Origin of the sequence: Paenibacillus sophorae, from assembly GCF_018966525.1 — a bacterium.
GTDB classification, from domain to species: Bacteria; Bacillota; Bacilli; order Paenibacillales; family Paenibacillaceae; genus Paenibacillus_AQ; species Paenibacillus_AQ sophorae.
Window position 1 is genome coordinate 4,107,996 of sequence record NZ_CP076607.1, and the last position, 26,115, is coordinate 4,134,110.

22 protein-coding genes are annotated in these 26,115 nt (G+C 51.0%); 1 reads left to right on the forward strand and 21 read right to left on the reverse strand.

Annotated features, from left to right (window positions below; genetic code table 11):
• Nucleotides 1–52: 52 nt before the first annotated feature.
• From KP014_RS19360 to ybaK, 12 genes are all read right to left on the reverse strand, one after another.
• Nucleotides 53–1,378, reverse strand: coding sequence for a nitrogenase component 1 (locus KP014_RS19360; protein ID WP_090833744.1), 1,326 nt, complete (start codon nt 1,376–1,378; stop codon nt 53–55).
• Complete coding sequence (locus KP014_RS19365; protein ID WP_036593664.1) at nt 1,362–2,843, reverse strand: nitrogenase component 1; 1,482 nt, start codon at nt 2,841–2,843, stop codon at nt 1,362–1,364. Before KP014_RS19365 ends, KP014_RS19360 begins: the two co-directional genes overlap by 17 nt.
• A gap of 155 nt (nt 2,844–2,998) precedes the next feature.
• Entirely contained in the window at nt 2,999–4,318 is a 1,320-nt protein-coding gene (locus KP014_RS19370) for an O-acetylhomoserine aminocarboxypropyltransferase/cysteine synthase family protein (protein ID WP_036593666.1), read from the reverse strand.
• 37 nt (nt 4,319–4,355) lie between these two features.
• On the reverse strand, nt 4,356–4,706 hold the full coding sequence (locus tag KP014_RS19375) for a NifB/NifX family molybdenum-iron cluster-binding protein (RefSeq protein WP_036593668.1): 351 nt from the start codon (nt 4,704–4,706) through the stop codon (nt 4,356–4,358).
• A 392-nt stretch (nt 4,707–5,098) separates the two neighbouring features.
• Entirely contained in the window at nt 5,099–7,402 is a 2,304-nt protein-coding gene (locus tag KP014_RS19380) for a thiamine pyrophosphate-dependent enzyme (RefSeq protein WP_036593670.1), read from the reverse strand.
• A gap of 25 nt (nt 7,403–7,427) precedes the next feature.
• Nucleotides 7,428–8,438: a 2-oxoacid:acceptor oxidoreductase family protein gene (locus tag KP014_RS19385; RefSeq protein ID WP_090833781.1), complete on the reverse strand. Its 1,011-nt coding sequence runs from the start codon at nt 8,436–8,438 to the stop codon at nt 7,428–7,430.
• Nucleotides 8,439–8,947: 509 nt separating this feature from the next.
• The gene (locus KP014_RS19390) at nt 8,948–10,432 is read right to left on the reverse strand and encodes a nicotinate phosphoribosyltransferase (protein WP_051499829.1); all 1,485 of its coding nucleotides are present in this window, start codon (nt 10,430–10,432) and stop codon (nt 8,948–8,950) included.
• 54 nt (nt 10,433–10,486) lie between these two features.
• Nucleotides 10,487–11,038, reverse strand: coding sequence for a cysteine hydrolase family protein (locus KP014_RS19395; RefSeq protein ID WP_036593676.1), 552 nt, complete (start codon nt 11,036–11,038; stop codon nt 10,487–10,489).
• A 59-nt stretch (nt 11,039–11,097) separates the two neighbouring features.
• Nucleotides 11,098–11,871 (reverse strand): NUDIX domain-containing protein, encoded by a 774-nt coding sequence (locus tag KP014_RS19400; RefSeq protein ID WP_036593679.1) that lies wholly within the window; start codon nt 11,869–11,871, stop codon nt 11,098–11,100.
• Between the two features lie 192 nt (nt 11,872–12,063).
• Nucleotides 12,064–12,516 (reverse strand): YlbF/YmcA family competence regulator, encoded by a 453-nt coding sequence (locus tag KP014_RS19405; RefSeq protein ID WP_036593681.1) that lies wholly within the window; start codon nt 12,514–12,516, stop codon nt 12,064–12,066.
• Between the two features lie 27 nt (nt 12,517–12,543).
• Entirely contained in the window at nt 12,544–14,127 is a 1,584-nt protein-coding gene (gene miaB / locus KP014_RS19410; protein WP_036593685.1) for a tRNA (N6-isopentenyl adenosine(37)-C2)-methylthiotransferase MiaB, read from the reverse strand.
• Nucleotides 14,128–14,254: 127 nt separating this feature from the next.
• The gene (ybaK, locus tag KP014_RS19415) at nt 14,255–14,728 is read right to left on the reverse strand and encodes a Cys-tRNA(Pro) deacylase (RefSeq protein ID WP_036593688.1); all 474 of its coding nucleotides are present in this window, start codon (nt 14,726–14,728) and stop codon (nt 14,255–14,257) included.
• A gap of 197 nt (nt 14,729–14,925) precedes the next feature.
• Between ybaK and KP014_RS19420 the strand changes: the two genes are divergently transcribed.
• A complete protein-coding gene (locus KP014_RS19420) occupies nt 14,926–15,906 on the forward strand; it encodes a zinc dependent phospholipase C family protein (protein ID WP_036593690.1) in 981 nt (326 codons plus the stop codon).
• Between the two features lie 125 nt (nt 15,907–16,031).
• Here KP014_RS19420 and KP014_RS19425 read toward each other — a convergent pair whose 3' ends face one another.
• The 9 genes from KP014_RS19425 to KP014_RS19465 form a co-directional block, all read right to left on the reverse strand.
• The gene (locus KP014_RS19425) at nt 16,032–17,351 is read right to left on the reverse strand and encodes an MFS transporter (protein ID WP_051499831.1); all 1,320 of its coding nucleotides are present in this window, start codon (nt 17,349–17,351) and stop codon (nt 16,032–16,034) included.
• Between the two features lie 195 nt (nt 17,352–17,546).
• The gene (pduL, locus tag KP014_RS19430; RefSeq protein WP_036593693.1) at nt 17,547–18,119 is read right to left on the reverse strand and encodes a phosphate propanoyltransferase; all 573 of its coding nucleotides are present in this window, start codon (nt 18,117–18,119) and stop codon (nt 17,547–17,549) included.
• A gap of 153 nt (nt 18,120–18,272) precedes the next feature.
• The gene (locus KP014_RS19435; protein ID WP_036593695.1) at nt 18,273–19,274 is read right to left on the reverse strand and encodes a dipeptidase; all 1,002 of its coding nucleotides are present in this window, start codon (nt 19,272–19,274) and stop codon (nt 18,273–18,275) included.
• 79 nt (nt 19,275–19,353) lie between these two features.
• Entirely contained in the window at nt 19,354–19,614 is a 261-nt protein-coding gene (locus tag KP014_RS19440) for a stage V sporulation protein S (protein WP_025335291.1), read from the reverse strand.
• Between the two features lie 200 nt (nt 19,615–19,814).
• Nucleotides 19,815–20,609, reverse strand: coding sequence for a TIGR00282 family metallophosphoesterase (locus KP014_RS19445; protein WP_090833745.1), 795 nt, complete (start codon nt 20,607–20,609; stop codon nt 19,815–19,817).
• A gap of 177 nt (nt 20,610–20,786) precedes the next feature.
• On the reverse strand, nt 20,787–22,328 hold the full coding sequence (gene rny, locus KP014_RS19450) for a ribonuclease Y (RefSeq protein ID WP_036593700.1): 1,542 nt from the start codon (nt 22,326–22,328) through the stop codon (nt 20,787–20,789).
• A 307-nt stretch (nt 22,329–22,635) separates the two neighbouring features.
• A complete protein-coding gene (locus tag KP014_RS19455; protein WP_036593701.1) occupies nt 22,636–23,370 on the reverse strand; it encodes a regulatory protein RecX in 735 nt (244 codons plus the stop codon).
• Between the two features lie 129 nt (nt 23,371–23,499).
• Entirely contained in the window at nt 23,500–24,561 is a 1,062-nt protein-coding gene (gene recA, locus KP014_RS19460; RefSeq protein ID WP_036593703.1) for a recombinase RecA, read from the reverse strand.
• Nucleotides 24,562–24,809: 248 nt separating this feature from the next.
• On the reverse strand, nt 24,810–26,081 hold the full coding sequence (locus KP014_RS19465) for a competence/damage-inducible protein A (RefSeq protein ID WP_036593704.1): 1,272 nt from the start codon (nt 26,079–26,081) through the stop codon (nt 24,810–24,812).
• Nucleotides 26,082–26,115: the final 34 nt, after the last annotated feature.

Below are 26,115 nucleotides of genomic sequence, written 5' to 3' on the forward strand. Positions count from 1 at the left end.
GTCATCTGTTGCGGTACTGGGAAAGCCCCTTCTTCAGTTGTCTTTTATGCGCTTAACGGTACGTGCCCAATACGCGGTCATAGATATCCTCGATCAGCCGCAGACCGCCGTTATACCCCGCGTAGCCGCAGTTCAATACCAGCCGGTAAGTGATCGGCACGCTGACTGGAAGCAGATCGGCCCCGATATCGACAGCCAGGTCGCGTTCCCAGCCGCTTCCGAGAATCAGCGCTCGCTGCTTCGGACTTGTCTTCCTGATATTCTCCTGAATCTCTCCGCCGTCCACCGAGAATTCCACACTCGCTGACCTTCTGCCCGAGATACGGCGGAACTGTTCACGGATTCCTTCACGGTACTGTTCGGGAGTATCGTCGACAATGTACTGAACGTCCGCCGGAATAATGCCCAGCTCATTCAATAAATATTTGGAGAAGCCTACGGCGTAAGTAGCGTCAAGGATCGTGTAGAATACACGCGGGATGCCGTAACGGAACTCCAGCATGAAATCGGCTGTACGCTCGATATGCGTATAGAATTTGCGTTCTTCGTCCGCGATGAATTTCTCGGCCTTTTCACGGTCTAGGCTGGCGCCGAATGCCGCAACCTCCCGCAAAAAGCGGCCCGTTTCCACCCCTCCCACCGGTAAATAGGGAAAATGGTAAAACGGTGTTCCGTATTTCCGCTTGAGCAGCTTGGCGCTTTTCAGCCCCGGCCAGGCGGATACGACAATATTGAATTCAGCCTGAGGAACGGTCAGCCATTCTTCTACGCCGCCCGATTCGGGACCGAACAGGATATTCGGCGTGAGACCGATGCCTGTCAGCAGCCGCTTAATTTCCTGCAAGTTGCCGATCCAGTAAGGGTCCTGATATGGAATGGAGGCAAAGACATTAACCAGTCCAGGGATGACTTCACCTTTGGCGGGCGCATACCGGTCGACATACTGCTCGACAATCGCCTTGATGATAAGGTCATGGCTGACATAGTTATTGCTCTTGAAGCCGCCGGTCTCCGCGAACACAATCGGCTTGCCGAGATTTTGAAATTCACGGGTCACCTGACCTACATCGTCTCCGACAATATCGGAGGTGCAGCCGGTGAGCACGACGAACAGATCGGCGTCGATGACCTTGAACGCACCGTCAATGACACCCCGCAGCTTTTTCTCGCCGCCAAATACGACTTCTGATTCGCTCGAATTGGTGCAGGGGATCGTGCTTCCTCCCGCATAGCCCTCCCCTTGACCAAGCAGGCCGTGAATCTTGGTGCTGCAGCCCGGTCCTGCATGGACGATAGGCACAGCCCGCTGGATTGCGATGACGGTCTGCTGAACGCCCAGTGCGCAGGAATACCTTGGCTGTTCAATAAGCTTCGACATGAGTATTGCCTCCCAAAAAAGTGTATGGATCTTGCTCCAGCCACCATTTGGTGTAAGGCATGGAACTGTGTTTCGCCAGGTTGGTTACAAACTCCCGGTTATCGAGCGTCTCCAGAATGCGTTCCGCATAATTAAGCAGCCCCTGGTATCCCCAACTGAAATGTTCGTCCCCGATCAGCAGGGTAGGGATGCCAAGCTTGGCCCCCCAGAGCGTCATTCCCCCGTGACGGGCGATCATCAGGTCCGGACGGACGCGGTTCAGAATATTGACCAGCTCGTAGGCTTGCTTGTTGCAGACGTTATATCCCTTAATGTCTCCATAGGTCTTGACCGTGTGATCCAGCATATCCGCCGCAGTACTTTCATTGTCATAAATAGGATCATGATGAAAAATAGCTGCGCCCTGCACTTCGATTCCCAGTTCACTCAACAGGGCGATCAGGGCGTGGCCATGGGCTGAGCCAGCAGTCAAATAGCAGGTAGTACCTTTAAGCTTAGCCCGGTACTCTTCCAGCTTCGGCAAAACAGCGGCTCTCTCTTCAAGTATAATTTCCTCAATCTCGTCTTCGCAGTCCAGAACGCGTCCCAGCTCGCGCATCCAAGCATCCGTTCCCGCCAAACCGTAAGCCATTGGAGCCTTAATCTCCGGCACGCCGTATACTTGCTCCAGCGCGGCTCCCATATAGGTTCCAAGCGTCGGGCAAATCTGAATCGTTGCCGCAGCCTCGGAAATGGTTTCCAGCTGGCTTACTGTGGAAAAGGGAACGACATAGTTCGCTTCGTAGCCCAGGCGGTTCAGCAGCTTCGAGAAGACATCGCTGCCCCAGAAATTGATAATATTCACCTTGTTCGTCCGCTTCTGCGGAGGCTTCACAATTTTACGCACAATAGAGTGATAGGCGGCATCGAAGCCGGAGGTCCAAATTTTGGATCTGAAGCCCTCGCAGACGCAGTTTACGACGGGTATCCCAAGTTCATTCGTCATCCGGTCTGTGACACTTTCCACATCTTCACCTATGATCCCCGAGGCGCAGGATGTGGTTACGAAGATCGCATTCGGCTTTACTCTATCGTACGCGAGGCGGATCGTCTTCTCCAGTTTGGATAAAGCGCCGAAGACCGTATCCATCTCCTCGATATTTGTATTAAAATATCTGCCGATAGCCGGGGGTAAATCCCGTTCCATCTGCCCGACGCGGTATACGAAATTAAAGCCGAAGAAATCCCCGGCGCAGCCGACGGGCGCATGGTTAACCATCGCCGCATCCCGAATCATGGATAATTGGCAAAAAGCATTTCCCGAGCTGCAGCCCATGCATTGGCTGAAAGAACGGGTACCGTCCTTCAGGCAGCCGCTGTTGGAGCAGTTGACCAGGTCTCCCGCAGTTCCGGCAAAACCAGTAATCGAACCCAAACGTTTCTCGCGGATCGGGACCTCGGTCAGATTCAAATTCACTTTTGGCATGTCCTTTTCCCCTTTACGTTATCAATAATATTCCAGATTATTGCTTAACCCCTCGAAATGGAGCGTCTCCATTATTGTGGAACGGGTTTCGATGAAATCCGAACTGTTTATATTGGGACGCTCTACATCCACGTCGATAACCTCCTTGATCAACGTTACACCAGTGTTTCCACAAAAGCCTTCTCGAACGCCTGCTCCAGATCTGCGATTAAATCCTCGGCATTTTCCAAGCCAATAGAAAGGCGGACCGTTTCTGGTTTGATGCCGGCAAAAGCCTGTTCTTCGGGGTTTAGTTCGCCATGCGTCGTTTTCGGCGAATTGATAATGAGCGAGCGGGCGTCACCCACATTGGCGTGATAGCTGAACAGCTCCACCGCATCCAGAAAAGTCTTAAGCTGCTCCTCATTTCCCTTGAAGCCAAAGGAGAAAATGGAACCGGCGCCTTTTGGAAAATATTTGTCAGCCAAGGCTTTGTATGCATTGCCCTCCGCAGCAGGATGACTGACCCAGCTTACTCTGTCGTTGCTTTGCAGATATTGCACGATTTTCAGCGCGTTGGATACCTGCTTGTCAATCCGCTCAGATAATGTCACAATTCCCTGAATCAGCAGGAAGGCATCGAACGGGCTGAGAGACGCCCCAAAATAAGCGAGGTAGCTAAGCCGTACTCTTGTCGTAAACGGCGCATTCGGGAAGACCTCAAGAATGCTGCGCTCGCGTCCCGTCGCCTGATCCCGCAGCAGATACTGCGGCTCTTCAAAATGCGGAAATTTACCATTGCTCCAGTCAAACTTACCGTTTTCCACAATGACTCCGCCCAGCGTTGTTCCATGTCCGCCGATCGCCTTAGTTGCCGAGTAAATGATGATGTCCGCTCCATGGGAGAAAGAATCGAACAGATATGGGGTTCCAAATGTATTGTCGATAACTAACGGAATCCCGTTGTCATGCGCAATCTTGGCAATGGCTTCTACATCAAGGATCGTCGCGTTCGGATTGCTGATACTCTCGATCAGTATCGCCTTGGTATCCGGCCCTATGGCCCCTCGGAAGGTTTCCGGATCATCCGAGTTCTCCACAAAATCGACATGAACATTGAATTTAGGGAACAGATGCTTGATAGCGTCAAAAGTCCCCCCGTATAGTCTAGGCGTTGTTAATATTCTTCCACCGCCCTCGGCCAGGTTCAGCAGTGTGTAAGCAACAGCGGCCATTCCCGAGGCGACGGCAACAGCGCCGGTTCCTTTATCCAGAGCGGTCAACCGCTCCTCAAGAACGGCTACGGTCGGATTTCCGATCCGTGTGTACAGAAAGCCTGCTTCCTCCAGACCGAACAATTTTTCCGCCCGTTCCACGCCGCCTAAATCGTACGAAGCCGTCTGATAAATCGGCACGGCTACCGAATAATTATGCTCGCTGGATTCGTAGCCAGCTCTTACCTTCAATGTGTCAAAGCCAAGTTGTTTCTCGCTCATACAGATCCCTCTTTTCAAATGATTATTTGATCATGCCTTACTGCAAAATAGCTCCACGGCCTGAATGAAGAAAGGAAATCAGCCGATTCAACGCCTTATCGATAGGGGCCTCGACTGCCAGAGCAGTAATTCCCACATTGTTAAGCACTGCCGTGGCACCATGACCAATCTGGCTGACAAGTACATACGAACAATCCGCTAGCGCTTCGGCCACTGCCTCCAGACGGCTTTGCTCATGTCCTTGACTGCTAGCAGGATTGCCGATTTCCCTGCTTCCGCTCTGTAAATACAATCCTTCATCATCCACTTCGTAAATTAAAAATCGGTTGCAACGGCCAAAATGCTCGTTTACGGTAAAACCATCCGAACTACCGACAGCCACTTTCATTTCATCCCTTCTCCTTCCGAAAAAACTGCCATAAGAACGCTGCTCCGCCTGATATCCACCGTTCACGTCGTCGTCCTTAAAAAAGTCAAGGAGGATTGCTCTACACAAGGTACGGTGCCAATGTTTTGAGGCGGGGTGTGACCGATTTCACAATGATAGCTAATAGAAAAGGCCGGACCTATCCTGTTTATCAGGAAGTATCCGGCCTGCGGTTAACCGCTCAGCTAAATCACTTAAATACCAATTGTTTTACTATGTTTTAATATACCGATTAGAGTCGAAAAATTCAATCCCTGAAACGTGAATATAGTGTGATAATTTACAGAAAAAAGCAAAACAGCAAGCCTCCAAGTAATGGAGACTTGCTGCTAAATTCAAGCGGTAAAAAGGTCTTACAGTTCCGGATGCTCATGCTTCGCTTTCAGGCGGCTCCAGCGGCGCTCTACTTCTTCCTTAAAGCCATTCAGCGCAGCTTCGTTCTCTTCCTTGAGCAGATGCTTGGTTTTACCCATGCCTTTGAGCCATTCGGTAACGTCGACGCGTTTCTCCTTCTCTTCCGGATTGTACGTAATCGTGGTAACGCCTTGTTCCACTTCATACAGCGGGAAGAAGCAGGAATCGACAGCCAGGGATACCAGCTTGGTGCCCACATTGTCTTCCGTCATCCAGTTCAGCGGGCAAGCAGACAAGATTTTGCCGTATACAAGCCCTTCGTTTTGAGCGTACCATTGGGCTTTGGCGGCTTTCTTCACCAAATCCTGCGGGAACGCTTCGCTGCCTGTGAACACATAAGGAATATTGGTGGCAGCCATAATTTGCGGAGTATCTTTATGCTGCGTCACTTTACCTTTTTGCGTCTTACCGATGCTGGATGTCGATGTACGGTGACCAATCGGCGTCGAGTACGATTGCTGTGCACCCGTATTCATGTAGCCTTCGTTATCATATTCCAGTACGATCATTTTGTGTCCGCGAAGCGCGGCGCCAATTGCTGGCCCCATACCGATGTCCATGCCGCCGTCGCCGGTAACCATGACAAAGGTGAAGTCGTCTTTCAGGTTCAGATGATCAAGTTCGCCGCGGCGTTTGCGTTCCCAGAACATCTCAACAATACCGGACATTGTCGATGCTCCGCTTTGGAACAGGTTGTGAATGAAAGTCGATTTATGCGACGAATAAGGATAGCCGGTCGTTGTAACAAAGGCGCAGCCTGTATGGTACAGAGCGACGATATCTCCTTCGATGCCTTTGAAGAACAGTTCCAGACCGGAGAAAATACCGCAGCCTGGGCAAGTGCCGTGACCCGGGGACAGGCGCTTCGGTTTAACGGTCAAGCTGCGCATTGGCGGAATCTTAACCTTGAGTTTGCCTGTTTCCTCATCCTTGTCCACAGTAATCAAGCCTGTCTTCAGAGACTCGAATTTAAGCGGCTTGATCACACGCTTCGGCGCGCTTTCGGCAACGCCCGGATTGTGGCCGTAATAATCGAAAGGTACTTTCACTTCACCGGATTCCGCTGCTTCAATAGCCAGCTCGAACAGGCTGTGGCCGTCTTCGGCAAAGAAGTCCTTGCCGCCGACACCGTAAATCCGGCTGATTACTTTTGTTGTCGTGTTGCCGTAGGTGAACAGAGCTGCCTTGATTTCATTAACCATGTTGCCGCCATGCGCTCCGAAAGAATCCGCGCGGTCGCCGACGGTGATGGCTTTGACGTTCTTCAGCGCTTCGGCGATTTGCTTTTGCGGGAACGGACGGATCATGTTCGGCGAAATGGCGCCGGCTTTCACGCCTTTCTCGCGAAGCTGGTCGACAACATCCTTGATGATCTCGGAAGCAGAGTTCAACAGGAATACAGCAACTTCCGCATCTTCCATCCGGTATTGCGACAGGATTGGGTAATGGCGGCCTGTCAGCTCGCCATATTCTTTGGCGATTTCTTCAAATACTTCCCCGGCATTGTACATAGCCACGGATTGTTGGTATTTGTTGTTGATATAGTCGGGCTCGTTCATGTAAGGGCCGACGGAAATCGGGTTCTCGCGGTCCAGCGTATCGTCATAACCTTTCGGTAGAGGTCCGATAAAGCTTTGGACATCTTCACGGTTCGCAATCGCTTGGACGCGGCGCTTCTGGTGAGAAGTGAAATATCCGTCCATGGCCACCAGTACTGGCAGGCGAACCTTGGCATGCTCGGCAAGCTTGATTGCCATGATGTTCATATCATATACAGACTGTGGATCCGGACACATCAGGATCGGCCAGCCGGTGTTCAGCGCAAAATACAGGTCGGAGTGATCGCCGTGGATGTTCAGCGGTCCGGAAATGGACCGGCAGATGAGGTTCATGACCATCGGCATCCGCGTACCGGATTGAACCGGAAGCTGCTCCAGCATGTACAGGTAGCCTTGGGCGCTTGTCGCGTTAAATACGCGGCCGCCCGCGGTGGAAGCGCCGTAACAGATGCCCGCGGAGCTGTGTTCGCCGTCGGAAGGCACCAGCATGATGTCATGCTGTCCGCTGGCTTTCATGGAATCGAGGAACTGCGCAACCTCCGTAGACGGGGAGATCGGGAAATAGCCCATCACATGATAGTTGATTTGATGCGCGGCGTAGGCCGCCATTTCGTTGCCGGATTCATATAAAAACTTCTGCTCCACCTTGGCGGAGCCGACTTCTTTTTCGTAATCGATAGCCATTAGTGTTCCACCTTTCTCTCGGGATTTAGATCTGGTTTACAAGATCAAAAGTGTGACGGACCGTATTGGCTTCCGCAAAGCCTTCCTTCTCACGCGCACGGGAAAGTGCGGAGGTCGGGCATGCTTCCACGCATTTGAGACAGCCTTTACAGTATTGATAATCGATCCCTTTCAGGAACATCATCGATTTGCCTTTTTTGTTGACCTTCTCTTCCCAAACGAAGCACAAGTCCGGACAAACCGTGTCGCACTCTGCGCAGTTGATGCAGGACTCGTTGTCATATACAGGCACAAGCCCGGAACGGGAAATGCTAAGATCTTTCAGGAAGCTTGTTCCCGGATTGGTGATGGTGCCGCCAATCGGCTGGGTTTCATATCCGAGCGGCGAAATGTCGGACCGTACGAACTCCGGCATGCTCTCGCCTTCCGGCAGTTCAAACGTTTGGAACTTCACTTCATTATAGCCGCGGTCGAAAGTCGTAATGGCCGATTGAACCGCTTGAGGATATTTCTTGCCGAGCGACTTCTCGATAACGCTCTTCATTGTATTGGGATCAAGGAACGGGCAGAGGCGGAACAGACCGCCCAGCATCGCCATGTTAACGCGGTTCTTCTCTTCCAGCGCGATAATGGTGGCATCGACAACGGCAATTGTGCCCGCGGTTACACCAAGCAGTTCCTTCAGCTCTTCCGGAGATTTCGCCGAGTTGATCAGAACCGTGCTGTCTGCGGTAATGCCGCTTGTTACATTAACAATCTTGCCCATGGCTTCGTGGAACACGGCAACGACATGCGGCCGTTCAACCGGCGAAGTATCGCGGATCGGCGTATTCAAATCGCAGAAACGGATATGAGCTTTAACCGGCGAACCTTTCTTCTCCGAACCATAAGACGAGAAGCTGACGCCATTCATATTCGCGCCTACTACCCCTGCTTCAGCCAGCATTTTACCGGCAAGGTTCGCACCGAGACCTCCTATGGATTCGAGACGGATCTCGAAAAACCCGAGTTCGTTCACTTTCGGTAATTGTACCACCGACATAACCCCTTTCCTCTGTGTCAGCTAGAATAACATCCTGTTTGACTTTTTCAAAATTGTACCTTGATTCTACATCAAGCGAAGTGATAAATCTTGCACAAAATGACTTAAGAGAATCATAAAAATTTATAAATCGCGATTAATTCTCTTATATGCGACAGGGCTGCGTAACAGAAAGAGGAAGAAAGCTTCCATAGAAACCGATAAATGTGTACAAAAAGTGTCTTTCGGTTGCCTGTGACATTTGTTGCCTTTAATCTAGCAAAATAATCTAAAATTTTATGTTAAATTTATCACATCCTTAATGATCAAAATCACATTATATGAAAGAAAAAAATTATGGCATGAAAAATTCCTCAATCTCGCAATAAAAAACTCTCCCCGAGGCCGTATAAGCCATCGAAGAAAGCTCTTTTTTCTCCGTATTTCTTTAGCCATAGAAAATGAATGTAATACAAAATGATTTTCACAAAAATATCAAATATTCAAAGCCGAATTTTGATGCCTTATTCCCGGTCTTCCGGCATGTGTTCCTTAATCAGCTCCTGCTTGCGGGTCCAGACCCTCTCGCTCAGGTTGACCCGGTATACCTCAGGATTCAATTTGCGCAAGTATTCCGGCCAGAACAAGCTCAGCTGTTCTTTATGGTAGCAGCGAATCTCGTCCAGCCCCGGGAGGGTGTATACTTGAAAGCCCTTCACAAAAATCGGCTCCAGCATCGGCAGCGCCTCATAACGGTCAACTTTCTTCTGCAAATAGGGATGCAGCGGATTGAACAGCTTCAGCGGACGGCCGCTTTGCAGGGTGTCCTCATCAGGAAAGCAGATATAATCGGCCAGGGCCCTTCCGCTCGTTCCGATAATGCGGTATACATCCTTTTTACCGGGCGTGGACACCTTCTCTGGATTGGAAGATATCTTAATGGTCGGCACCATCTCTCCATCCTTGGATTCGATCTCTACCAGCTTGTACACACCGCCCAGAGAAGGCTGGTCGGATGCGGTAATCAGCTGTGTGCCGACACCCCAAGTGTCAATGGCCGCTCCCTGCAGCTTCAGGTTGGAGATCGTGTTCTCATCCAGATCGTTGCTTGCTACGATTTTGACGTAATGAAGCCCCGCTTCATCCAGCATCTTTCGCGCCTGAATAGACAAATAGGCCAAATCTCCGCTGTCCAGCCGGATCGCATTCATGCGTTTACCTGCGGCCTCCAGCTTCTTGGCTGTCGCAATCGCATTCGGCATGCCGGTGCGCAGCGTATCGAACGTATCAACAAGCAGGGTGACCCCATCAGGCAGTACCTTAGCGTACGTATCGAAGGCTTCCTGCTCGCTTCCGAAGCTCTGCACCCAGGAGTGCGCATGAGTTCCCTTGGCAGGAATGCCAAACATCCGGCCCGCCAGCATATTGGAAGTCGCGTCAAAGCCGCTTATATACGCCGCCCGGGTGCCCCAGATTGCCGCGTCGGCCTCCTGGGCTCTCCTTGTTCCGAACTCTAGCAAAATATCGTCTCCCGCCACCTGCTTGATCCGTGAAGCCTTAGTTGCGATCAGCGTCTGGAAATTCATGAAATTAAGAATGGCTGTCTCCACAAGCTGGGCTTCCATAATCGTGCCTTCCACCCGGATCAGGGGCTCTTCCGGAAACACCAAAGCGCCTTCCTTCATGGAATAAATCGTGCCTTGGAAATGGAACTGCAGCAGATCTTCCAGAAAGGCTGGCGCGTAATTCTCTTCCTGCTCGGACAGATAGCGGATATCCTCCTCCGAAAACCGGAGGTTTCTGATATAGCCTACGATCCTTTCAAGGCCGGCAAATACGGCAAAGCCGTTACCGAAAGGCAGCTTGCGGAAATATGCTTCAAACACTGCGCGGCGCTTATGGGTGCCGTTCACCCAATGGGCGTACATCATATTGATCTGATATTTATCTGTATGCAAAGCAAGCTCTCTGTTCAACTCATCATCTCCTGTCGTTGCTGGACTTTTCATGTATAGGCGCGAAAAGCGGCTGTTCGCCGCTCTTCATCTCATCAAGATATATTTTTATAATAACTGCGCGTCTTTAACCAATATGGCACCCAGACTTCCGGCAAAATGCCCCAACGCCCAGGAATGTCCTTCCGGATTGAAGCTGGCTACGGCGTCCTCATGCACAACAATCGAAAAGCCTTTATTGTAAGCATCTACCGCTGTATGTAATACGCATATATCCGTACATACGCCGATCAGGTGCAGCTCTGTGATCCCTCGCTCCCGAAGCTTCTGTTCCAGGTCGGTGCCGCAAAAAGCGCTGTAGCGGGTCTTGTCCATCCAATAGATGTCTTCCCGGCGGGCCTCATATACATCCTTCAGCCTTCCGTACAGCTCCCGTCCTTCACTCCCCCGGAGATTATGGGGTGGAAACAGCCTGCTCTCCGGATGAAAGGCATCATCCTGCTCATGCAAATCCACAGCCATCACTACATAATCGCCGTTATCTGCGAATTCCCCGGTCAATCGGCAGATCCTTTCCTCGATATCGATCCCTGGCTGTCCCACCGGCAGGCTGCCGTCGACAAAATCCTTCGTGTAATCGATTATGATCAGCGCTCTCATGCAATCGGCCTCCTCTGTATCATCTCAACATATCCCCTCTGCCAAGTCCAAGCTCAAGATTACGTATAGATGGACAGCAGCGGCTGATGATCGGTAAACATATACAGCTGCGCTGGACGCTGGGAATATTGATTAGAGCTTAGCGGATTTCCATCTTCGTCCCGCACTTCCTGCAAAATGCCCTGGCGGCTGCGTGTGGAAGTGATTTTGCGGATAAAGTTCGGCTCCTTGAATTCAGGCACTACCGTCTGAATGACCTGATAAAGCTCGCTCAGCGTAAAATGACGCGGCAGGAACTGCTTCGCAATCGTTGTCTGCAGCATCTGCTGCTGAATACGCAGGTAGGCTTCCGAAATAATAGCGTGATGGTCAAAAGCCAGCTCCAGCTCTTCCAGCGCTTCTTGCAGGGTAAACAGGCCCACCTCACCTGCATCGTCGGAAGCCCGTCTCTGTTCAAGCATCCATTCCTCAACCAGCGCAAAGAAAGCATGGCTGATTATCCATCCGCGCGGGTCCCGTCCAGGCGTACTGTATACCCCCAAGTATTCCAGGTGGCCGCCATCGACCCCCGTCTCTTCCTTTAATTCACGCGTAGCCGCATCATATATCGACTCGTCCTCCTGGCAGAAACCGCCCGGAAGCGCCCACATTCCCTCGCAGGGCCACTTCTTCCGCTTGATCAGCATGACTCTCAGTTCACGGATCGGAAGCGTCTTGGTGACGGTCTTTCGCTCGCGTTTCGTTAAGGTAAACATGACGATATCGGCCGGAACACCATCCGGAGTGCGGTATTTTTTGGCGTTGTAGCGTTGTTCCCCGTTCTGGCTCACCATAATCCATCCTTTGCCGCAGCTAATTTAGTTAATCGTATCCTTAGATGTTACCAAACCTAAACTTCGAAAATCAACAACCTTGTAACATAAAGTTACAAATGGTTGTTATGACAATGACCCTGCCGCTAACCTTAGCGCAGGGTCATTTGCTGAAAACCGGTCCAGCGCCCAAGGCGGACGCAGCCGGTTATGCTATTCGCCGCATTTGGAAGGCGGAACTTCGGTGCCGGCCTCGACATTGATTTTATCCGAAACGGTATCCCGGATGACGGATACGACCAACTGCAGCAGGTAATTGATGTCGGTCTGGCTCTGCTGGAATTCGGTAACCAGCGGGATGCTGTCGATCTCATCCTGCAGATCATTAATTTCGTTCTCGATCTTGGTCACCATCTCTTTATTGCCAAAGCTTTCGAAGGCGACGATCTCCTTCTGCTTCTTCTTCATCTGGGCAATCAATCCCTGAACGCGTTCATGGTTCCGGATTTTCTCCTCCGCCTGCTGAAACTGCTTAACCTCTTCACTGGTCGAAATCAGCGACGCGAGCTCCTTAGCCTTGACCATGATGTCGTCGCGTACGATGAGATCGCGGGTATCGTAAGACATCATCCCGTATTTATTCACCCGGCCTTTCTCCTCAGTCATATAGGGTCGCTCACTTTCATAATGGAGTTAGTTGACGGCAGCGGCTTCGGCCACGCAATCGCCTTTGATGTACCAGGTCTTCGTATCGGTGATCCGCACCTTGATAAAGCTGCCGATAAGCTCCTTCGGTCCTTCAAAATGAACAAGCTTGTTGCTGCGGGTTCTTCCGGACAGCACGGAGGCGTTATTTTTGCTCTCTCCTTCGACCAGCACCTCGACCGTCTGTCCAAGCATCCGATCATTGCCGATCCGGCTCTGCTCGCTGATCAGCTCGTTCAACCGCCGCAGCCGGTCGCTCTTAACCTCTGCAGGCACATTATCCTCCATAGCGGCCGCCGGAGTTCCTTCACGAGGAGAGTAAATGAACGTGTAGGCCATGTCGAAGCCAACCTCGCGTACGAGCGACAGCGTTTCCTCGAACTGTTCCTCCGTCTCTCCTGGGAAGCCGACGATAATATCCGTTGTCAGCACAAGATCCTTGACCGATGCTTTAAGCTTGCCGACGAGTTTCAGGAAAGTCTCCCGGCTGTACTTGCGGCTCATTTTCTTCAGAATGGCATTGCTGCCGGACTGAACGGGCAAATGGATACTCTCCATCAGATTACCGCCCTTGCCAAGCACTTCCACAAGCTTATCGTCAAAATCACGCGGGTGGGACGTCATGAACCGGATACGCGGAATATCAATCTTGCGCAGGTCGTCCATCAAATCGCCAAACGTATAATCGATATCATTAAAATCCTTGCCGTAAGCGTTCACGTTCTGTCCGAGCAGCGTCACTTCCTTGAAGCCCTGGCGGGCCAGATCGCGAAGCTCCGCAATCACATCCTCGGGACGGCGGCTTCGTTCCTTGCCACGGGTGTACGGGACGATACAGTAGGTACAGAATTTGTCGCAGCCGTACATGATGTTGACCCAGGCGCGCATACCCTCCCTTTTTTTCGGCAGGTTCTCGATAATGTCGCCTTCCTTGGACCAGACCTCCACGACCAGTTCCTTGCTGAACATCGCTTCCTTAATCAATGCAGGCAGACGGTGGATATTATGCGTGCCGAATATCATATCGACAAAGCCGTGCTTCGCCATGATCCGGCTTACGACTCCCTCTTCCTGGGACATGCAGCCGCAGACGCCGAGCAGGAGGCCCGGTTTTTCCGTCTTCAGATGCTTGAGGTGGCCAAGCTCCCCGAATACCTTATCCTCGGCGTTCTCCCGGATGGCGCAAGTATTAAGAAGTATGATATCCGCCTGATTCCGGTCCTCGGTGCTCCGGTAGCCCATTTGCTCCAGCAGGCCTTTCATCGTCTCGGTGTCATGCTCGTTCATTTGGCAGCCGTAGGTCGTGATGGAATACAATTTGCCTTCGCCAAAAGCTCTCATATCCTCGGGAATGGCAAAATCGTAATGGACCTCTATTTCTTCCTTGCCGCGCCGCTTGCCTTCCTTATAGTCAGGCTGGCTGTTCACTTGAATTGTTCTTCCCTTGATGCGGTATGTGGTCTTGCCTTCTTTCTCGCTGATCACTTTGGCCCCGCTAAAATCGAAGTATTTGGAGTAATCCTTGGCACCCTTGCCGGATTTTAAGTCCGGTGAGTTGTTCTCCTTGTTCATGCTGTCACATCCTCTATTCGAAAACGATGAATTTTGGTTTCGCTTGCAATTTAAAATTATAACATAGTGCCGCGGAATATATCCATATGCTCAAATTTTAGACATTAAGGGGCCGGGAAGTTCCTGATTATTTGACCAATTCCGTAAATGTTGCAGAAACCGCCTCGGCCAGTCTGCCGGGAGGGAGTTCCATCTGCATGCCTATTTTTCCGGCGCTCACCGCTATTTTTTCCAGAGTTTCCGCGCTCCGGTCGATGAATGTGGGGTAATGTTTTTTCATGCCGACCGGTGAACAGCCGCCCCGGATATATCCGGTCCATTTTTGCAGATCCTTCACGGGCAGCATTTCAATCTTCTTCTCTCCAGCGGCCTTGGCCGCTTTTTTCAGATCCAGCTCTTCCGCAACCGGGATGACAAAGACATACAGATTGTTGCCGCTGTGCGAGACCAGTGTCTTAAAAACGCTCTCCGTCGGTCTTCCGACCTTCTCCGCAACGGCCGTTCCGTGGATTTGACCATCCTCATTGTCATAGGCAAGAATTTCATAGGGTATTTTGTGGGCATCCAATATTCTGAGTGCATTCGTTTTGCCAACCTGCATAACTGCTTATTGACCTCCGTTCGCCATAATCTCATATTTTCATTATACTTTTTAGTATAGGGAATTCCCAGACCCTGGGAAGGATTGAACTTCGGCAAAATTGACATTCGCACCGATTTATAAGGCAGTTTATTAACACGTGTCTAACGATCCGGATGTATACTAAAGCCAGATAGCAGTTGAAAGGAGCGAGACCCTTGCCCAACTTATGGATGCATATCGAATACGGACGGCAGCTCAAAAATGATTTGCAATCATTCTTCCCCTTCGGGGGCGGTTCATCCGAGCATGCTCTCCTCTACCAACTGGGCTGCCAGGGTCCTGATTTACTGTATTACCACAGCTTTCTTCCCTGGAGCCGTGATATTGGCGCGGCCCGATTAGGTGACCTGATGCACAGCCAAAGCTGCGGCGGAGTATTGATGGCGTTTTGGGATAAGGTCCTTCTGCTTCCGCTTCAGGAACGGGAACAGGCGGCGGCTTATTTTGCCGGTTTCCTGACCCATCATTTGCTGGACCGCAACCTCCACCCCTACATTAATTGGAAATCAGGTTACAAGCACAGGGATCATCAAAGGTTCGAGGTGGCTTTGGATACGGTATTCATCAAATATCTGAACGGCCGGAACACATGGAACATCCCCGGGTGGAAAGAGATCGATGCCGGACCGTCTCTCCCCGCAAGCATTGTAGGTATTTTGCATGAAACGGCGTGTGCATTTTATCCCGAAATGGCGAATTTCCCGAAACTAGGCTGGCAGGAGGCCTACCGTGATATGGTTAAAGCGCAGAGATTCCTCTTCGACCCGCACGGCTGGAAGAAAAAAATGATCTACGGACCGAACTCCGCTCTGTTCTACCGCAAGCTTTCAGTGGCCGAGGAAAAGCTGGATTACCTGAATGAGCGAAATGCCCCATGGAGGCATTCGGCGCTGTGTTCGGAGCTCAGAGCGGACAGTGTGCCGCAGCTGTGGGAGCAGACGCTTGTGGAGGGACAAATGGTTATGAAGGCCCTGTCGGCTTGGATGCTGGCGGATTCCCGCAAAGAAGCGGAAGTCATGCGCGAGCAGTTCCGGCTGATTCTCGGCGACCGCTCCTACGACACGGGCAAAGATTGCGGTTCCAATCTGGTCAACCAGTATGCTGAGCCAATCTGGGAGACGGCTACCGGAAGCTGATGGGAGAAGATGGCGGCGGTGAATATATGTTCAGATACAATAAACCGCGAAGCGGCGGTCCGGTGAGGACAGAGCTTCGCGGTTTTTATTAGCAGGAGACTCTTTGCACACATCGTTAGGCTAGGTTAGGTAACAAGCCCTTCCGTTCCATCGGATACCGGCTCTCCGTTATCTGTAGATCTGCCCCGCCAACTGTCGCTCTTCCCGCGCTCCACATCCACCTTCAGCAAAATCACGATACCTAGTCCGAAGAACAGCAGCAGAGAGAGTATCCCCATCCGGGAACTGCCGGTAAGCTGGCCGACCAGACCGAAGGCGAAGGGTCCGAAAATAGAAGAAAATTTGCTTGTAATGTTGACAAAGCCGAACAGCTCGCCCGTACGTCCCATGGGCATCAAATCGCTCAGCATTGATCGTGAAATGGATTGGCTTCCTCCTTGGACAAGACCGACCATGACCGCAAGTACGTAAAAATGCGAGGTTTGGGTCATCCAGTAGCCGAGTGCCACGATGAGCACATACATGAACAGCGAAGCCAACAGCGTACGTTTCGCGCCGAACCGTACCGCCGCTTTTCCGAGCAGAAGGGTGCTGGGGAAGCCGACAAACTGCGTAATGAGAAGGGCCAGTATGAGATCGCTCGTCCCGATGCCGATCGTCGTTCCATAAATGGTCGCCATCAATATTATGGTATTGATCCCGTCATTGTAGAACCAGAAGGCCGCAATCAGCTTAAAGAGCTGAGGATAGCGCCGAATATCCCGGTAAGCCCCCGCAATGCGCTTAAGGCCGGATCGGACATATCCCGCCTCGGTTAGTCCCGAAGCTTGACGCTCCAAATTCGGTACCCGGCGCATTACCGGCAGCGCAAACAGGAGCCACCACACCCCTACCGTAACAAAAGACCAGCGCGTACCCGTCAGCCCGTCGCTTATTCCGAACAGTGAAGGCTTCTGAATCATCAGCAAATTCAGCGCTAGCAGAATGCCGCCACCCACATAACCGGCCGCATACCCTTTGGACGAGATTTCGTCCCTTCGACCGGGGGGAACGAGATCGGGCAGCATAGAGTCATAGAAAGCATTGCCCCCTGAAAATCCAAGCGTTGACAATACAAGAAAAGCCGATGCCATCAGCCAGTCCCCTCTTTCCACCAAAGCGAAGCAGAGTGTAGACACGATACCAAGCAGCGTAAAGCATGTTAAAAAGGTTGTCTTCCTGCCTGAAAGATCCGAAATTGCGCCAAGCAGCGGTGACAATATGGCGACAAGCGCCATACCGATGGCATGGGTATACGCCAAATAGGATGCCGCGGTTGTCTTGTCTAATCCGTCAGCCGCAACCGAACTGTAAAATACAGGCAGAACAGCTGCCAAAACCGTTGTGGCATAAGCGGAATTGGCCCAGTCATACATAATCCACGCCCGAACAGCAGATTTATTCACATCTTCACCTTTCCTCTCCAAAGCCCCGCTGCCCGATCAAACTGCTAGGAGCCCGGCATCTTTGTTTCTATTATACCGAATATATGGAGATGGAATGTTCAATAAATGTTCACGGAGTATAAAATAATAAAAGCGGAGGATCGCTCCCCCGCTTTTATCATACATTATATGGATAATGGCCTGCTCAGGCTAAGCTTAGTCGATGATTTCAGCCGTATCGCCATTGCTTGCTCCTGCAGCATTCGCTTCGTCCGTATCGATATGCATATCGAGCGCAAAATTTTCAGATACGCGGGCAATTACGTTCTCCAGAACGAGGCCACGCTCTCCGCCAAGGCGCACTTTCAACAGCTGCTTGTCGGCAATGCCCCATTTCTCGGCATCGGAGGTATGGAAATGAATGTGACGTGCCGCCACAATAACACCCTTCTCCAGTTCAACTTCGCCTGCAGGTCCTTTCAGCGTAAGGCCAGGCGTTCCTTCAATGCTGCCGGATTCGCGTACAGGCGCCTTTACGCCGATTGCGAATGCGTCCGTACGGGAAATTTCAACCTGCGAGGCAGGACGCACCGGTCCCAAAATTCTGACTTTGTCGAATTTGCCTTTGCTGCCGATTACCGCAACGGTTTCGTTGGCAGCGAATTGTCCAGGTTGGGAGAGCGGTTTGAATTCAGTCAGCTGGTAGCCGGGTCCGAACAGCGCCTCCACATGTTCTTGCGTTAGGTGAATATGTCTAGCCGACACACCTACAGGTACTGTCTTACTCATACTTCAGTCACTCCTTGTATTTTCTCTATTATCTGTACAAGCCAAGGAACATTATACAACTATTTAACCAAAAATAAAAAGGAACCTGCTCATCTTCAGACTCCTTTTTGGGAATAGTTCGTATTTTCGTCAATTCATTGAGACGCGCATCCTTCATTCAGTCTTTGGCCTGGAAGGCAGGTTGCTGGCCAAATAACTTACGGCATTCCCATACAACCACCCCTTTACCGATTCTTCGGAGTAATGACGCAGCAGCAGCTCCGCCAAGGCCGGATAGTGACCCGGATGCTCCAAGCCTTTAACCCAGGAGTCGATGCCGTCAAAATCGGAGCCAAACATCAGATGCTTCTCTCCTCCAAGAGTACAGATATGCTCGATATGCCTTAAGAGATCATCTGGCTCGGCCTCTTTGCCATCGTTCACGAACCACGGGACAAAAGTAAGTCCCATACGTCCCTCTATGCTGATAACCGCCCTGATCTGCTCATCTGTTAAATTGCGCGGATGAGCACAGATCGCTCTTGCGTTTGAATGGGAAGCGATAAAGGGACGCTTCGACAATTCCGCCAGCTCCCAGAATCCCGCCTCTGACAGATGTGAGACATCCAGCAGCATGCCACTTTCGTTGCACCACTCGACAAGCTCCCGGCCTTTTTCCGTAAAACCTCCATTTCGCTTCTCAAGCACACCATCCGCCGCCCAGTTGGCGTAATTCCAAGCCAGTCCCAGAAAGCGTACGCCAAGCTCAAAGATCAGCTCCGCATAGAACAGATTTCCCTCCAAGCCGTCGGCTCCTTCAAGCGACAGCATTCCCCAACAGGGACCGCCAGCTCCCAGAGCATCAGCTAAACCAGCAGCTTCCTCCTTCCAGCGCAGCGGCCGAAGCCCACCCGTGTTCGCTACTTTGCTCCGGTAAAGTTCGATTTGTCCCAACACATGCTCAAACCGGGGGTTCCCCCACTTCTGCGACAAATATATGGCAAAGCACTGCATACGCAAACCGCCCGCCCGGAGTCTCTCTCCGGTCACATCCAGCCGCGCATCAGCCGCAAAATCAATTGAGGGATTCTCCAGCATTTTGCTCAGCGCATCACAATGAAAATCCACTACCGGGAAATGTACTTGCTCCTGTTCCTGCGGTTTTCTTGGATTCATCGGTCTGTCCTCCTTTTTCATCCAAAGCAAAAAGCCTGTCTACAGGCGTAAACAGGCTTACATTTTATTCTTCTATTTATTATCTGGGCTCAACAATTAATTTAATGGCTGTGCGATCTTCCCCATCAATGACAATGTCGGTAAAGGCTGGGATGCAAATCAGGTCGACGCCGCTGGGAGCGACAAATCCCCGGGCAATAGCAACAGCTTTGATCGCTTGATTCAGAGCCCCTGCTCCAATGGCCTGAAGTTCGGCCGCCCCACGTTCGCGAAGAACACCTGCTAATGCGCCGGCAACGGAATTCGGATTGGATTTAGCTGATACTTTTAATACATCCATAGTAAGTACCTCCCCTGGGATAAATAATGGTGTTCTTCCACTACTTTGATGTTATTCGCGTGCAAAAGAAAAATTCCTTCTTTTTGCGAACCCCTTGCAGAAATTGGTACAAAAGATGCTGTTTAGCGATATAAAAAAGATCACACTTTTTCCCTAGCCGAAAAAACCTGCCCGAAATACCTAAATTCCAACCTTTCGTCCTAATCCATTACCCACTCGTCTTCGCGCATTCGAATCTTTTCCAGACGCTTCGCTTTGCCGGTGTCCTCATCCAGCTCCACAAACAACCCGTGAAGCATCCATTTTCCTTCATCCACCACAAAACGGGACGGAAGCTGGGTAGTAAATTTGTAGAGTACCGCATCTTTTTCCATACCCAAAATTCCTTCTCTTGAACCAACCATGCCCGCATCTGTCAAATAAGCCGTCCCTCCGGGCAAGATTATGTCATCATTGCTCTGAACATGGGTATGTGTGCCTACGACAATCGATGCACGTCCATCCATGAACCAGCCCATTGCTATTTTCTCGGATGTGGCTTCCGCGTGAAAATCGACTAGAATGCATTTGTGCTGGCTCCGCAGTTCTTCCACAATCTCTTCACCAATCCGGAAAGGACAGTCGATAGCCGGCAAAAAGGTGCGCCCCTGCAAATTGACGATTGCCAGCTGCTTACCGTTTCCTTTGACCACCGTGTAACCTTGGCCGGGTGTACCCGGAGGAAAATTGGCCGGACGTACCATACGCGGCTCATCATCGATAAATTCAAAGATGTTCTTGTTATCCCATGTATGATTACCCATCGTGATCCCATGAACGCCCCAATTGAAAAATTCATTTGCAATTGCAGATGTAATGCCTCTTCCGGCTGCGGCATTTTCACCATTGACGATAATAATATGCGGCTGGTATTTGCTCTTCAAGGAAGGAAGCGTTTCGCGCAGCGCTTTGCGACCGGTGTTGCCTACAATGTCGCCGATAAATAAAACCTTAATGTTAATCTCCTCCTACTGTAAAAAACACCCAGTTGGTGTTCCTTTTGAAGCTGTCCTCGAATCCTTCTCTTGCGGTTGCTTTTCTTGCGGTATCAGGAAGCCGGGACGCCTAAGATTGCGCTTTCTGATATCTTAAAGAAAAGTGGCGCCTTAAAGGCGCCACTTCTCTGATTATGCCTATTTAGCGTACTCAACCGCCCGTGTCTCGCGAATAACGGTGACCTTGATATGACCCGGGTAGTCCAGTTCATTTTCAATCGTCTTCGTAATATCGCGCGCCAGACGGAAAGCTTCGGCATCGTCGATTTTGTCAGGCTGCACCATTACGCGGACCTCGCGGCCGGCTTGAATCGCATATGACTTCTCGACGCCTTCGAAAGATTCGGAAATCTCCTCCAGCTTCTCCAGACGCTTGATATACGTTTCCAGCGTTTCCCGGCGCGCTCCCGGTCTTGCTGCCGACAATGCGTCAGCCGCACCAACCAGCATGGCGATAACCGAGGTCGCTTCGGCATCCCCGTGATGGGAAGCAATGCTATTAATGACTACAGGATGTTCTTTATATTTCTTGGCAAGCTCCACGCCGATCTCGACGTGTGAGCCCTCCACCTCATGATCCAGCGCTTTGCCGATATCATGAAGCAGTCCCGCTCGTTTGGCTAGCACGATGTCTTCCCCAAGCTCACCGGCCATCAGCCCTGTCAAATAAGCAACCTCCATGGAGTGCTTCAATACGTTCTGACCATAGCTTGTACGGAATTTCAGTCGACCGAGAATTTTGATCAAATCCGGGTGCAGACCATGAACGCCAACCTCAAAGGTGGCTTGCTCGCCATATTCCCGAATTCGTTCATCCACTTCCTTACGCGATTTCTCGACCATTTCTTCGATGCGTGCCGGATGAATACGTCCGTCTGCCACCAGTTTCTCCAGTGCCGTACGGGCCACTTCCCGGCGAATCGGGTCAAATCCCGACAAAATAACAGCCTCCGGCGTATCGTCGATAATAAGGTCAATACCGGTGAGGGTTTCCAGAGCACGAATATTCCGGCCTTCGCGCCCGATAATCCGACCTTTCATTTCCTCATTCGGAAGTGTAACGACGGATACCGTTGTTTCCGCCACATGATCGGCTGCGCAGCGTTGAATGGCGAGGGTAATGATCTCGCGGGATTTCTTGTCCGCTTCTTCCTTGGCCTGCTGCTCAATATCCTTGATCATCTGCGCGGTTTCATGCCGAACTTCCTGTTCCACATTGGAAAGAATAATGCTTCTGGCGTCTTCCATGCTCAAATTGGAGATACGCTCCAATTCAGCAACCTGATTTTTGTAAATAACATCGATTTGCTGCTGGGTTTCGTCAATTCGTTTCTCTTTGTTAGCCACTTGTTCTTCTTTTCGTTCAAGCGATTCCATTTTTTTATCCAGCGATTCTTCCTTTTGCAGCAACCGTCTTTCCTGACGTTGGATTTCATTCCGACGCTCACGAGTTTCTTTCTCAGCCTCGGTACGGATTCTGTGGACTTCGTCCTTGGCTTCCAATACCGTTTCCTTCTTCAGCGCCTCCGCTTCCTTCTTCGCGTTCTCCACGATTACGGTAGCTGCCTGTTCCGCGCTGGAAATCTTAGCTTCTGCAAGGGATTTCCGAATAAAATAACCGAACCCAAAGAATAATGTCGCTACAACGAGAACGATGATGACCCAGATCCAGGTGTCCATCTGTTTCACCTCCTCGTTGGTTCCTCCAAGGCATTCCTTGGGATTGTGCAGTTGTCAAACTATCCGTTCATCACCATACAAAAAAACGGTAAATTCACCGATTGCCGAACTGCACATGATTCACATGCACACTGCCCGCCGCATCCGGCGATTACATTTCATATGAGTTGATACGCGAATCGTTTAGAAAAAGATGGCCTTTTTGGGAAGGAAAAAGGATTCTTATTTTATGCCGATTCATGTTATATTTTATTATTTATAAAAAGACATTGTCAAGAGAGCCAATCCTGGGCGCAAAGTCAAGGAGTCAGTCGAACTCGCAGAAGTCGTCCTCCGCTCCGTCCATGTCCGCGTCCTGCCATAGTGAATTAAGCACACTTCGGACAATCTCGCCCGAAAATCCGCGTCTCATCAAAAAAGCGCCTGTCTTCCTTCTCTTGTCTGAAGTCTCTCCCTTGATCGTATTCCACTTCTTGCGTCCAAGCTCAAGTGCGCTCTGCCGCTCCTGCTCAGTGCTGATTCCATCCAGCGCATCGGCAATAACCGATTTGTCGATGCCTTTGCCGCGCAGCTCGTGACGAACCCATAATCGACCCTTGCGATGCCCGGTTATCCGCTGCTCCGCCCACTGCTTCGCATACTGGGTATCGTCAATCAAACGTTCACGCCGCAGCCGCTCCAGCACTTCGGTAATTATAGCTTCCCCGATTTCCTTCTGCCGCAAACGTCTTGCCATTTCCATCCCCGTCCGCGGCTTCCGTTCCAAATAACGCAAACCTTCGACATATGCCCGTTGCCGCTCATCGGCCAATACGATCTGCTGAAGGTCTTCCTTCGTGAACGCATTTTCCGAAATCATCCGGTACTTGATCATAATATCTTCATGGACGTTCAGACTGAATGTCCCGAAATGAATAATATAGCGGTGATCGGATTTTTGTTGACGTTCCACCCTGGTTATCGTCAGCAGTTCATGATCAGGAAACTGTGAGAGCACATCTTCTTCCGGCTGCTCATCCTCATAATCAAGCTGTATTGTCATGAGTGTGCATCCTCCCTCCTATTCGTATATCCGCCTTGATGCAGCGAAGGGAGCATCATTCCCGTATTCTTATTTTCCCCATATAAAAAGACGCCCTAATTTATAGAGGGCGCCTTGCTTCCAAAGGATTTATTCGATTTCGAGCAGTTCCTGTTCTTCCTGCTTCTCTGCTTCGATCTCCGCTTCAGTTGGAGCAGCGACGATTGTAGAGAGATTGCTCGCTTCACGAATCTTGTTCTCGATGACAAGCGCCAAATTCTGATGTTCCTTCAGGAACTGCTTCGCATTCTCACGGCCTTGACCCAGCCGCTCACCTTCATAGGAGTACCATGCGCCGCTCTTGTTGACGATATCCATCTCCGTGCCAATATCGACAAGACTGCCTTCTCTGGAAATACCCTCACCGTACATAATATCGATATCCGCCTGTTTGAAAGGAGGCGCCACCTTGTTCTTTACAACCTTGATCCGCGTACGGTTACCTACTATATCATTGCCCATCTTAATACTCTCTACGCGGCGCACATCAAGGCGAACCGTAGAGTAGAATTTCAATGCGCGGCCGCCCGGAGTCGTCTCGGGATTACCGAACATAACGCCGATCTTCTCGCGAAGCTGGTTGATAAAGATAGCAATCGTCTTGGATTTGTTAATGGAGCCAGACAGCTTACGCAGAGCCTGGGACATCAGCCGTGCCTGCAAGCCGACATGGGAATCGCCCATCTCGCCTTCGATTTCAGCCTTGGGAACCAGCGCCGCCACGGAGTCTACCACAATGATATCTACCGCGCCGCTGCGGACAAGCGCTTCTGCAATCTCCAGAGCCTGTTCGCCGGTGTCCGGCTGGGACAGCAGCAGTTCGTCAATGTTAACGCCCAGTTTGCTTGCATAGCTCGGGTCGAGTGCATGCTCCGCATCAATAAAGGCGGCTTGTCCTCCGGCCTTCTGAACCTCCGCAATCGCATGCAGGGCAACCGTTGTCTTACCGGAAGATTCCGGTCCGTATACTTCTATTATGCGGCCTTTCGGAAGTCCGCCGATTCCCAGAGCAATATCCAAAGCCAACGATCCGCTAGGCACGACCTCAACCTGCATATGAGTTGATTCGCCCAGCTTCATGATGGAACCTTTACCGAATTGCTTCTCTATTTGACGAAGCGCCATTTCAAGCGCTGCACGACGATCTGACAATCAGATCACATCCTTTTCACTGTTATAATATCAGAGAGCTAAATCTTATATTAGTTATTGTATCTTGTTTTGAAGTGTTTGCCAAGCATTTTTTCGAACATACATTCGTTTTTTTTCGCCATCCAGTCCACCCCTTCCTTTTATTGTAAATAGAAAAAACAAAAACCGTGGCAAAGAAATACAATGCCACGGTTCTTCCGTATGCTTTCATTATATAAGAGAAAAGCTGATCATTTCAAGTCTGAACCTTAAAGCGGCGTGTCCGCCTTGTGTTCCGCCAGTCTGCGCCACAGCCGATACAGAATGGCCTTGACGGAGCGAATACGGATATTCTCGCGGTTGCCTGATAGCTTAAGCTCGAATACTTCCGTCTTTCCGTCTTTCTCGGCGATGCCGATATAAACCAGTCCAACAGGCTTGCGCTCCGAGGAGCCCGGACCCGCCACTCCGGTAATCGACAGACCATAATCCGTACCGGCGGTGATTCTGACCTGCTCCGCCAGAACCTCCGCCACCTCGCGGCTGACTGCGCCGAAAGCGCCCTCTCCTTCCAAGTAATTCTTCGGAACGTTCAACAGCTTCTGCTTCATTTCATTGGAGTAGCAAACAATGCCTCCCATAAACATGGATGAGCTGCCGGGGATGCTCGTAATGCTCTCCATCAGTAACCCGCCCGTACAGCTCTCGGCGCAGCTCAAGGTAAGTCCCGTGCTCGCCATCCAGTCCACGATTACCTTTTCCATCGGAACATCGGTAGAGGCGTACAAATTCTCGGGAAGAATGGTGCGGATTTGCTCCTCCAGCGCATCCAGCTTCTTCATAGCTTCGCTGTCGGAAGGCGCCTTGGTGGAAATACGCACCGTTACCTCACCTTCTTTGGCATAAGGAGCGATCGTCGGATCGTTTTGCCCGTGAATGAGATTGATCAGCTTGTCTTCAAGCAGAGATTCCCCGATGCCGGCGAATTTAAGCATTTTGGAATAAAGGGGGGTCTCATCCGTCAGCGCATGCTGCAGAAGCCATGGCTTGGCTTGCTGCGTGAACATCGGTTTCATTTCCCTTGGCGGTCCGGGGAGAACGACATAATAGTTGTCCTCATGACTGATTGCAAGTCCCACAGCCAGTCCCGTCTCATTCGGAAGAGGCGTCGAATCGTCGATCACAAGCGCCTGCTTTCGGTTGTTCTCGGTCATTGGCACGCCCCGATTGCTGAAGAACTGGTCCACATGGTTCATCGCCAGCTGATCGATGTGCAGCCCCCGGCCCAGCGAAGCTGCCAAAGCGTCCTTCGTCAGATCGTCCTCCGTCGGTCCGATCCCTCCTGTGAACAATATGAGATCGGCGCGTCCCTTCGCGATTTCGATAGCCTCCTGCAGCCGGACGCTGTTATCGCCTACCACAGTCTGAAAATATACGTCGATGCCGAGAGCGGCAAGCTCGACGGATAGAAACTGAGCGTTGCTGTTCACGATTTGACCGAGCAGCAGTTCCGTGCCGACTGCAATAATCTCTGCTTTCATACCCTTATTCCTCCCATTGATTTAATCATCGTCC

What these genes read in the sequence shown, in the direction of transcription:
- KP014_RS19360 (WP_090833744.1), bottom strand. Translation starts at nt 1,378, where the DNA reads ATGTCGAAGCTTATTGAACAGCCAAGGTATTCCTGCGCACTGGGCGTT.
- KP014_RS19405 (WP_036593681.1), bottom strand. Translation starts at nt 12,516, where the DNA reads ATGACTGAGGAGAAAGGCCGGGTGAATAAATACGGGATGATGTCTTAC.
- miaB (WP_036593685.1), bottom strand. Translation starts at nt 14,127, where the DNA reads ATGAACAAGGAGAACAACTCACCGGACTTAAAATCCGGCAAGGGTGCC.
- KP014_RS19435 (WP_036593695.1), bottom strand. Translation starts at nt 19,274, where the DNA reads ATGAATCCAAGAAAACCGCAGGAACAGGAGCAAGTACATTTCCCGGTA.
- ybaK (WP_036593688.1), bottom strand. Translation starts at nt 14,728, where the DNA reads ATGCAGGTTGGCAAAACGAATGCACTCAGAATATTGGATGCCCACAAA.
- KP014_RS19455 (WP_036593701.1), bottom strand. Translation starts at nt 23,370, where the DNA reads ATGACAATACAGCTTGATTATGAGGATGAGCAGCCGGAAGAAGATGTG.
- rny (WP_036593700.1), bottom strand. Translation starts at nt 22,328, where the DNA reads ATGGACACCTGGATCTGGGTCATCATCGTTCTCGTTGTAGCGACATTA.
- KP014_RS19440 (WP_025335291.1), bottom strand. Translation starts at nt 19,614, where the DNA reads ATGGATGTATTAAAAGTATCAGCTAAATCCAATCCGAATTCCGTTGCC.
- KP014_RS19380 (WP_036593670.1), bottom strand. Translation starts at nt 7,402, where the DNA reads ATGGCTATCGATTACGAAAAAGAAGTCGGCTCCGCCAAGGTGGAGCAG.
- KP014_RS19365 (WP_036593664.1), bottom strand. Translation starts at nt 2,843, where the DNA reads ATGCCAAAAGTGAATTTGAATCTGACCGAGGTCCCGATCCGCGAGAAA.
- KP014_RS19465 (WP_036593704.1), bottom strand. Translation starts at nt 26,081, where the DNA reads ATGAAAGCAGAGATTATTGCAGTCGGCACGGAACTGCTGCTCGGTCAA.
- KP014_RS19400 (WP_036593679.1), bottom strand. Translation starts at nt 11,871, where the DNA reads ATGGTGAGCCAGAACGGGGAACAACGCTACAACGCCAAAAAATACCGC.
- KP014_RS19390 (WP_051499829.1), bottom strand. Translation starts at nt 10,432, where the DNA reads ATGAAAAGTCCAGCAACGACAGGAGATGATGAGTTGAACAGAGAGCTT.
- KP014_RS19395 (WP_036593676.1), bottom strand. Translation starts at nt 11,038, where the DNA reads ATGAGAGCGCTGATCATAATCGATTACACGAAGGATTTTGTCGACGGC.
- KP014_RS19375 (WP_036593668.1), bottom strand. Translation starts at nt 4,706, where the DNA reads ATGAAAGTGGCTGTCGGTAGTTCGGATGGTTTTACCGTAAACGAGCAT.
- pduL (WP_036593693.1), bottom strand. Translation starts at nt 18,119, where the DNA reads ATGAGTAAGACAGTACCTGTAGGTGTGTCGGCTAGACATATTCACCTA.
- KP014_RS19370 (WP_036593666.1), bottom strand. Translation starts at nt 4,318, where the DNA reads ATGAGCGAGAAACAACTTGGCTTTGACACATTGAAGGTAAGAGCTGGC.